This window comes from Roseomonas sp. KE2513, assembly GCF_016107305.1.
GTDB lineage: Bacteria > Pseudomonadota > Alphaproteobacteria > Acetobacterales > Acetobacteraceae > Roseomonas.
The window spans coordinates 1-8,009 of sequence record NZ_RCVR01000086.1 but is presented as its reverse complement, the minus strand read 5'-3'; the positions used below and the strand labels follow the sequence as shown (position 1 = coordinate 8,009).

The 8,009-nt window shown below is 66.4% G+C and carries 8 protein-coding genes; 6 read left to right on the top strand and 2 right to left on the bottom strand.

Annotated elements, in window-relative coordinates:
* Positions 1–124 precede the first annotated feature (124 nt).
* The 3 genes from D9599_RS29675 to D9599_RS29665 all read left to right on the top strand — a co-directional run bounded on the left by D9599_RS29675 (position 125) and on the right by D9599_RS29665 (position 2,103).
* On the top strand, positions 125–517 hold the full coding sequence (locus D9599_RS29675) for a MarR family transcriptional regulator (RefSeq protein ID WP_198384943.1): 393 nt from the start codon (positions 125–127) through the stop codon (positions 515–517).
* 467 nt (positions 518–984) lie between these two features.
* A complete protein-coding gene (locus D9599_RS29670) occupies positions 985–1,470 on the top strand; it encodes a recombinase family protein (protein ID WP_198384942.1) in 486 nt (161 codons plus the stop codon).
* Between the two features lie 54 nt (positions 1,471–1,524).
* Complete coding sequence (locus D9599_RS29665) at positions 1,525–2,103, top strand: recombinase family protein (protein WP_198384941.1); 579 nt, start codon at positions 1,525–1,527, stop codon at positions 2,101–2,103.
* Here D9599_RS29665 and D9599_RS29660 read toward each other — a convergent pair.
* Both D9599_RS29660 and D9599_RS29655 read right to left on the bottom strand, forming a co-directional pair.
* Positions 2,028–3,178 (bottom strand): IS3 family transposase gene (locus D9599_RS29660; RefSeq protein ID WP_375373097.1). Its coding sequence is split into 2 segments (ribosomal slippage): positions 2,028–2,917 and positions 2,917–3,178, totalling 1,152 coding nucleotides; the frame shifts between segments, so codons are not numbered across the junction. The two genes, D9599_RS29665 and D9599_RS29660, sit on opposite strands and share 76 nt — an antisense overlap.
* Positions 3,179–3,328: 150 nt before the next feature.
* On the bottom strand, positions 3,329–3,508 hold the full coding sequence (locus D9599_RS29655; protein ID WP_309228766.1) for a type II toxin-antitoxin system ParD family antitoxin: 180 nt from the start codon (positions 3,506–3,508) through the stop codon (positions 3,329–3,331).
* 252 nt (positions 3,509–3,760) lie between these two features.
* Here D9599_RS29655 and D9599_RS29650 point away from each other — a divergent pair, with 252 nt between their 5' ends.
* The 3 genes from D9599_RS29650 to D9599_RS29640 all read left to right on the top strand — a co-directional run.
* Positions 3,761–3,976, top strand: a complete 216-nt coding sequence (locus D9599_RS29650) for a type II toxin-antitoxin system ParD family antitoxin (protein ID WP_198384938.1) — start codon at positions 3,761–3,763, stop codon at positions 3,974–3,976.
* A complete protein-coding gene (locus tag D9599_RS29645) occupies positions 3,957–6,671 on the top strand; it encodes a PAS domain-containing sensor histidine kinase (RefSeq protein ID WP_198384937.1) in 2,715 nt (904 codons plus the stop codon). The genes D9599_RS29650 and D9599_RS29645 overlap by 20 nt, the downstream gene beginning before the upstream one ends.
* A 135-nt stretch (positions 6,672–6,806) precedes the next feature.
* On the top strand, positions 6,807–8,009 hold a 1,203-nt coding region (locus D9599_RS29640; protein ID WP_232481098.1), incomplete at its 3' end, for a PAS domain S-box protein.

The following is an 8,009-nucleotide window of genomic DNA, read 5'->3' as shown; positions in this document are numbered from 1 at the left end:
ACAAGAAGCCGGCCGCCTGACCTCAGGGCTCGGCAAGTGGCGCGGTGCCGCTTGCGAACGACGCGACAAAGGCCGGGCGCTCAGGCGTCCGGCTTTCCTGTGTGCCCCCTGACCTAGGAGATCGGTGCTAGTGCAAGGCACACCGGACCAGTTCATTGAGATCCTGCGAGAGACCATTGTCTCTCTCGTCCGTCGCGACGGGCCCGACCTCACCGCACGGCAGCTCGGCGTCTTCCTGACCGTCTATCTCGGCGAGGGGCCGCATACAGTGCGCGGCCTGGCCTCGGCGCTGAATGTCTCCAAGCCCGCCATTACCCGCGCGCTGGACCGCCTCGGCGAATTCGACTTCGCTCGCCGCAAGACCGACCCGCAAGACCGGCGCTCTGTGCTCGTGCAGCGCACTGTCAAAGGCTCTGCCCTGCTGCGTGAAATCAGCGCCACGATGGCGGAGGCTGCCACCGTCTTCCAGGAGGGCACGACAGCACCAACAGCACGGCAGCGAGCGAGCAGTTCGTAGGGGCGGGCTGGGGGAGGCAGTATCGCTCACGACGCCGATGGTCTCCAGCGTCATGTAGCGAGAACGCTGGGTAGCCCGTTCGTCGGACTGCTCAAGGAGGAGGGCGCCGACGAGCCGGATGACGGCTCGCTCCACGATGTTGCCAGATTTCGGTGGCGGGTTTTGCTGGATAGGGCTTCTCTGAAGGCTCGGTATGGCGAGGGGTTCCGGGCGGGCACGCTGGAAGGCCTGGACGCCGGTGCGCCCCGACGGTCCGGGGAGCGCGCGCATGGCGGGGCGCGGGAGACGTCCCGAGTGGCAGGTCCGCAGCGCCTTCGAGGGGACGCGGATGGCGGCGCAGTGCCTTGCCGCGGCCTACGAGCAGCTGGTGCCCATCCCACGCCGCCTGGCCCGGCGTCCGCCACACCGTGTCTTGGAGAACGGCCGTGTGACGGACACACCCCTGGCCGAGCCGAGGAGCGCTGAGCGTGGATAGGATCGCGGCGGCGCTGTATGCGCGGGTCTTGAGCGACGGACAGGCGCGCGGGAACACGGTGGCGGGCCAGCTTGCGGAGTTGCGGGCGAGAGCCGCGGAGGAGGGGGCCGTGATCACCCCGGAACACGGCTACGTGGACGAGGGCTACAGCGGTGCGACGCTTGTGCGTCCGGCGCTCGAGCGGCTGCGGGACGCGGCGGCGTTCGGCGAGATCGACCGGCTCTACGTCCACGCGCCCGACTGGCTGGCGCGGCGCTACGCGTATCAGGTGCTGCTGGTGGAGGAACTCCGCCGGGCAGGCGTCGAGGTGGCCTTCCTCAACCGAGCGATCGGCGGCTCGGCCGAGGACGACCTGCTGCTGCAGGTTCAAGAGATGATCGCCGAGTACGAGCGCGCCCGCATCCTCGTACGCGGCCGGCGTGGGCGACGTCATGCCGCCCTCTCCGGTGCGGTCAGCGCGATGTGCGGCATGCCCTAGGGCTATCGCTACATCGGCCGGCATGCGGCCGGAGGCGTCGCCCGGATCGAGATCGTGGAGGACGAGGCGCGCGTCGTGCGTCAGCTGTTCGGCTGGATCGGCGTTGAGCGGATGAGCCTTCGCACGGCGGGCCGGCGGCTGCAGGAGATGGGCTGCCCGACCCGCACGGGGCTTGGCCATTGGAATACGACAACCATCGCCGGCATGCTGCGCAACCCAGCCTACAGGAGGGCTGCGATGTTCGGGCGCACGCGCGCGGTGACGCCCAAGGTAGAAAGGCTGCGCCCGATCCGCGGCCGGCCCTACCCGCCGCGGGTGGCCTCCGGTTCCAAGCTGCGGGTGCCCGCGGAGGAGTGGATCCCGATCCCGGCGCCCGCCATCGTGGATGCGGAAGTGTTCGAGGCGGCCGGTGCCCAGCTTGAGGAGAACCGCCGGCGCGAGCGTGACGGCCGACGCCGGCCCGGCTGGCTGCTGCAGGGCCTCGTGGTCTGCTGCCACTGCGGTTATGCGTTCTACGGCAAAATGGACTTGCTGCAGTTTAGTGGAGAGGCATTGGATCAGTTGGTGGCCATTCTCTCGAACTGGATAGGACTTGTGAAGTCGAGCGCGGAGTGGCGCCGGACGGGATTGTAGGAACCGTCGATGTACCGGCCGATGGTCCCCTCGGCGTCCTGGCGAGTCTCGAACATGGTGCGCCAGACGAGTTCCGACTTCAGCGTCTTGAAGAAACTCTCGACCATCGAGTTATCATAACAGTTCCCCTTGCCGGACATCGAGATCAGGACGCCGTGCTTTCGGAGTTCGGCCTGGTACTCCGTGGAGCAGTATTGGCTGCCGCGATCGGCATGATGGATCATTCCTGGTGCCGGGCGGCGCATGGTGAGGGCCTTGCGCAGAGCCGCCAGCACCAGTTCCCGGTGCAGCCGGTCCGCCACGGCCCAGCCGACAACGCGGTGCGCGAACAGGTCGATGACCACCGCCAGATACAGCCAGCCTTCGCGGGTCCAGATGGTGGAGATGTCGCTGCCCCACTTCTGGTTGGGACCCTCTGCCGAGAAGTCCTGGTCCAGCAGGTTGGGCGCGATCGGCAAAGCATGGTGGCTGTCGGTAGTCCGCTTGAACCGCCGCTTCTGCCGGGCGCGGAGCCCGTTCTCCCGCATCAGGCGGGCCGTCCGGCGGCGCCCGACCGCCAAGCCGCTGTCCTGCAGCTCCCGCGTCATCCGCGGGCTGCCGTAAGTGCCATGGGAGCGCGCGAAGGCCGAGCGGACATGCGCCAGCAGCACCATGTCCTCGTGCTGACGGCGACAAGCCGGACGGCCCTTCCAGGCGAAGGAGCCGCTCTGGCTGACGCCAAGGACACGGCAGAGACGGTGCACGGGGAACTCCTTCTTCGCCTCATCGATGAGCGCGAACTTCACCGACTTCCCTCCCGGGCGAAAAAAGCCGTGGCCCGCTTGAGAATGTCCCGCTCCTGACGAAGGATCTCGTTCTCCCGCCGCAGCCGCTTCAGCTCGGCCGCGGCATCTTCCTGCCCAGCCCGCTCGGGCTCATCGATCAGCCGGTCCTGGCTCCGGCTGATCCACCGGACCAGCGTCGACAAACCAATCCCGAGATCCTCGGCGATCTCGCGCTGGCTCCGCCCGCTGGTCCGGACCAGCCGGACCGCTTCCTCCTCAAATTCCTTCGTGAACCGTCTCTGCTGCGTCATGGAGTTCCTCTTGCCTCATCAGGAACCCTCCACTTTTCCGGGGCAAGTCCAGGTCAGCCCTTATCCCCGGCCACGAAGAACCCGACGACGAGCACGACCGACGGCTACTCGGGCGATCTTGCATCACCCCGTTTTGCTCGGCCATGTACCTCAGGCCTTCTTGGGGAAGATCGTCGTGTCGGCAGTGGCGTGACCAGGGTGATGCGGTGGATCCAACATCGTCAGCGGTTGCAATCCTGCCTGAACGACCTCACTGGCCGTCTGATACCGCCCGGAGGCGACCTGCGCCTCGATGTAGCGGCGCAGTTCGGGAGTGAGGGAAACGGTCACGGGATCAGCCGAGGGCATGCACCCCTGTTAATAGCACCTTTCCTGGGATGGAACCTTCGCTTCTTGGCTCTGAATGGGGCGCCATTTGAGGTGCCCACCACAGGCCGCCGCAGAACGGCAGCAAACCACGTTTCAGGATGGAACGGGCAGTAACTAGGGCAATTGAGCTGGGCGTCGTCTCCGCCATATCCGTTTCGGAACGGTGCGGGTTACCAGGGTGACACCCTTGTTACACCAGACTAGAAGGGAACCATGCCCGCGCACCACAGCCTTCACGTCGCTCTGACGAATGAGCTCTGCGACTTCGTCTCGCGGCTCGTCGCCTCTGGGCGCTACCAGAGTTCCAGCGAGGTCGTCCGCGCCGCCCTGCGCCTGCTCGAGCGTGCTGAGGGACAGCCGATCCTGCTGCGCCAGATCGAAGCTCCCAGCCTCTGCACGGGTCAGTCCCATGAGCAGCACGCCGGTTAGCCCCTCTCGTGCTCGCCAGCTGAGCTCAGGTCGTCTGGCCGAGCTGGTTCTGGAGAGCGCGGCGGATTTCGCTATTTTCACGACCGACCTCGACGGCATCATCACGAGTTGGAACAGCGCGGCCGAGCGCGTCATGGGCTGGTCCGAGGCCGAGGCGCTGGGCCAGCACGCCCGCATAATCTTCACGCCCGAGGAGCGGGCAGGGGAGGTGTGCGACCTGGAAATGGCACAAGCGCGGGCCACTGGTCGCGCCAGGGACGAGCGTTGGCATCGCCGCAAGGACGGGTCGCGCTTCTGGGGATCCGGTTCCATGACCCGCCTCGAGGATGACGAAACCGGAGAGCATCTCGGCTACTGCAAGATCGTTCGTGACCGCACCGAGCAGCACGAGGCGGGTCAACGGCTCGAAGCCAACCAGGTGCTGCTGACCAACGTGCTGGAGAGCAACCCCGACTGCCTGAAGCTCCTCGACCTAGAAGGGCGGGTGAGCTTCATGAACGGACCTGGCCTAAAGCTGATGGAGTTCGACGGTCTTCCGGACGTCAGCGGTAAGCCGTGGGCATCCTTTTGGCCCGAGCGGGAGCGGAGCAAGGTCAAGGCCGCCCTGGCAGAGGCGAGTGCCGGGCGGGTGGGCCGCTTCCAGGGCTTCTGCCCGACCGCGAAGGGAACGCCGAAGTACTGGGACGTGCAGGTCACCTCGGTGCCGGGCAGCGAGGAACAGTCCGGCCTGCTGCTCGCCTCGTCGCGCGATGTGACTGAACTCGAGACAATGCAGTCGGCTCTTCGCCGCAGCGAGGACCGGCTTCGGACAGCCTTCGCCATCTCGACCGTGGGGGTGATATTCTGGGGTCCCGATTTCGGCCTCACCGAAGTGAACGATGCCTTCCTGCGGATGACTGGCTTCAGCCGCGAGGAGGCGATCGGCAAGACCTGGCAGGAGCTGACCCCGCCCGAGTTCCACCCACCCTCGCTGAAGGCGGTTGCCGAGGTGACCACGATCGGTGAGACCACGCCCTACGAGAAGCAGTACTACCGCCGCGACGGCTCGCGCTGGTGGGGCTTGTTCGCTGCGCGCCGGGTCGGCGACGAGGTGGTGGAGTTCGTCCTGGACGTCACCGCTCGCCACGAGGCCGAAGGGGCCCTGCGCGAGAGCGAGGCACGGTTCCGCCACATGGCCGACAGTGCTCCGGCGCTGATCTGGATGACCGACGAGACCGGCCAGGTCACCTTCGCCAACATGCACTACGACCACCTGTTCGGGCGTCCTGCGGCGGAGATGCTGGGAGACGGATGGGCCAGCATTGTCCTTCCCGACGATCTCGAGCGGCACACTGCCGCCTTCTTTGCGGCCTTCGAGGCACGGGCGCCGTTCCGGACCGAGACCCGCGTGCGAGATCGCGACGGTCAGGTAAGGTGGCTGCGCTGCGAGGGCGTGCCGCGCACGGACGATGCTGGCACCTTCCTGGGCTACACCGGCTGCAACGTCGACATCACTGAGGCCCGCCTCGCGGCCGATGAACTGGAGCGTCTGGTCGCCGAGCGCACGGCTGAACTGATGGCCACCGAGGAGACTCTGCGCCAGTCCCAGAAGCTGGAAGCCGTGGGCCAGCTCACCGGCGGCGTGGCGCACGACTTCAACAACCTGCTGACGATCATCCGCTCCTCGGCGGACCTGCTCGGCCGTGCCAATCTGTCGGAGGAGAGGCGGCGGCGGTATGTCGAAGCGATCTCCGACACGGCAAACCGAGCGGCCAAGCTCACAGGGCAGCTGTTGGCCTTTGCCCGTCGCCAGCCTCTCAAGCCGGAAGCCTTCGCCGTTGGCGAACGGCTCCAAGCCGTCACCGACCTGATACGGCCCCTCATGGGGGCGCGCATCACCATCGAGACGCCGATCAACTGCGAGGGTTGTGCCGTCCAAGCCGACCCGAACCAGTTCGAGACCGCGTTGGTCAACCTCTCGGTGAATGCGCGGGATGCCATGGACGGGGAGGGCCGTCTGACCCTCAGGACTTGGCTGGCTTCCGAGGTGCCCCCGTCCCGCGGGCACAAAGGAAGTCGGGGAGAGTTCGTGGCGGTGTCGGTTTCCGATACCGGAGCCGGCATTCAGTCCGAGGTACTGGGCCGTATCTTCGAGCCGTTCTTCACGACCAAGGAGGTCGGCAAAGGCACCGGGCTCGGTCTCAGCCAGGTTTACGGCTTCGCCAAGCAAAGCGGCGGCGAGCTCCATGTCGAGAGCGAGGTGGGTCGGGGCACAACCTTCACCCTTTACCTGCCGAAGGCTGAGGCCAGAGCGGCCGCCCCCTGTGCCGCAGGCACGAAGGAGAGCATCCTCGATCCGGACCGTAGGAACGTGCTGCTGGTCGAGGACAATTCGGTTGTGGGCGAGTTCGCAAGACAGTTGCTGACCGACCTCGGCTACACAGCAACCTGGGCGCCCAATGCGCAGGCCGCCTTGCGGATCCTGGAGGGCGGGCCGAGCCATTTCGACGTGGTGTTCTCGGACGTGGTGATGCCTGGCATGAGCGGTATCGAACTCGGCCGGGAGATCCGCCGCCGCTGGCCCAACTTGCGCGTGGTCCTGACCAGCGGCTACAGCCACGTGCTCGCGACTGGTGGAACTCAGGGTTTCGAGCTGCTGCACAAGCCCTACTCGGCTGAGGGATTGTCAACCGCCCTCCAGGCAAAGCCTCGGTGAGCAGGCGAAGCGGTCCGCACAGCGCCTGATAGCAGCGAAGGGCTGTTGCTTTGCAAATCAGTATAGCCCTCGTTGCAGAGCTGAAGCAGCTGTTTGCCAACAGCGTAGTTGGCCTCTGGTTTGGAGTTCTTGCGATTGGCTGACCTTCCGTCGCAGGACAACGCCGACCAGCAGCAGCTCCGGCTCATTCTTGCCGCCCTGCAGGACGGCGTGATCCTCATCAACCCCGACCAGACCATCGCCTGGGCCAACAAGGCGGCCCTCAGGATGCACGGCGTGCGTGAGGTGGCCGAGCTGGGCTCCACCGTGTCCGAATACCGCCGCCGCTTTGAGCTGCGCTACCGCAACCGGCACCGCCTGCCGGAGGGCGCCTACCCGATGGAGCGGGTGATGGCCGGCGAGGCCTTCGAAGAGGTGGTGGTGGAGGTAGCGCCGGCCGGGGAGAATGAGGCCCTCTGGACCCACCGCATCCGCAGTCTGGTGCTCAACGACCCCGTCGGCATTCCAAACTGCCTTGTGCTCATCCTGAACGACGAGACCGCACGTTTCGACGCCGAGGAGCGCTTCGAGGCGGCCTTCAGCGCGAACCCGGCACCTGCGGTCATCCTGCGCCTCTCGGACCACCGCCACATCAAGGTCAACCGCGGCTTCCTCGAAATGACCGGATACGCTGAGGATCAGGTGGTCGGCCGCTCAGCCTACGAGATCGACGTGCTGGAGGGCGCTGCACGGCGGGAATTCGCCGTCGAGCGGCTGCAACAGGGGCGCACGATCCCTCAGATGGAAGCCGTGCTGCAGTTGGCTGGAGGCGGCGAGAAGCGGGTGGTGGTCGCCGGACAGCCGATCGAGGTCGGTGATGCCGACTGCATGCTCTTCACCTTCGTCGACATCGAGCCCCACAAGCGAACCGAGGAGGCTCTTCGGCGAAGCGAGGGAAGCTTCGGTGTGGCTTTCCGCCTGGCACCGGTGCCGGCCCTTCTTGTCCTCCGTTCCGGCTGCCGCCTGCTGCGGGTCAACGAGGCCTTCGTTCGGGAGAGCGGCTATGGGGAGGCAGAATTGGTCGGGAGAGCGGCCAGCGAGCTCGGGTGGTGGGCCGATGCAGCGATAGGTCGGGAGCTGGAGCGGCGGCTGGAAGCCGGTGAAAGTGTGCGCGACTTTAACATTCAGTTGCGCACGCGTGCGGGCGACCTGCTGGACCTTCTCCTGTCCGCCGAGGCGGTGAGCGTCGGGGGGCAGCCCTGTGTGTTGGTGATGGCGCAGAACGTAGCGGAGCTCCGTCGGACGGAGTTCGAGATCGCCTCCGCCATTCAGGCGGTTATGCAGGACACCTCCTGGTTT

What these genes read in the sequence shown, in the direction of transcription:
- D9599_RS29650 (WP_198384938.1), top strand. Translation starts at nt 3,761, where the DNA reads ATGCCCGCGCACCACAGCCTTCACGTCGCTCTGACGAATGAGCTCTGC.
- D9599_RS29645 (WP_198384937.1), top strand. Translation starts at nt 3,957, where the DNA reads ATGAGCAGCACGCCGGTTAGCCCCTCTCGTGCTCGCCAGCTGAGCTCA.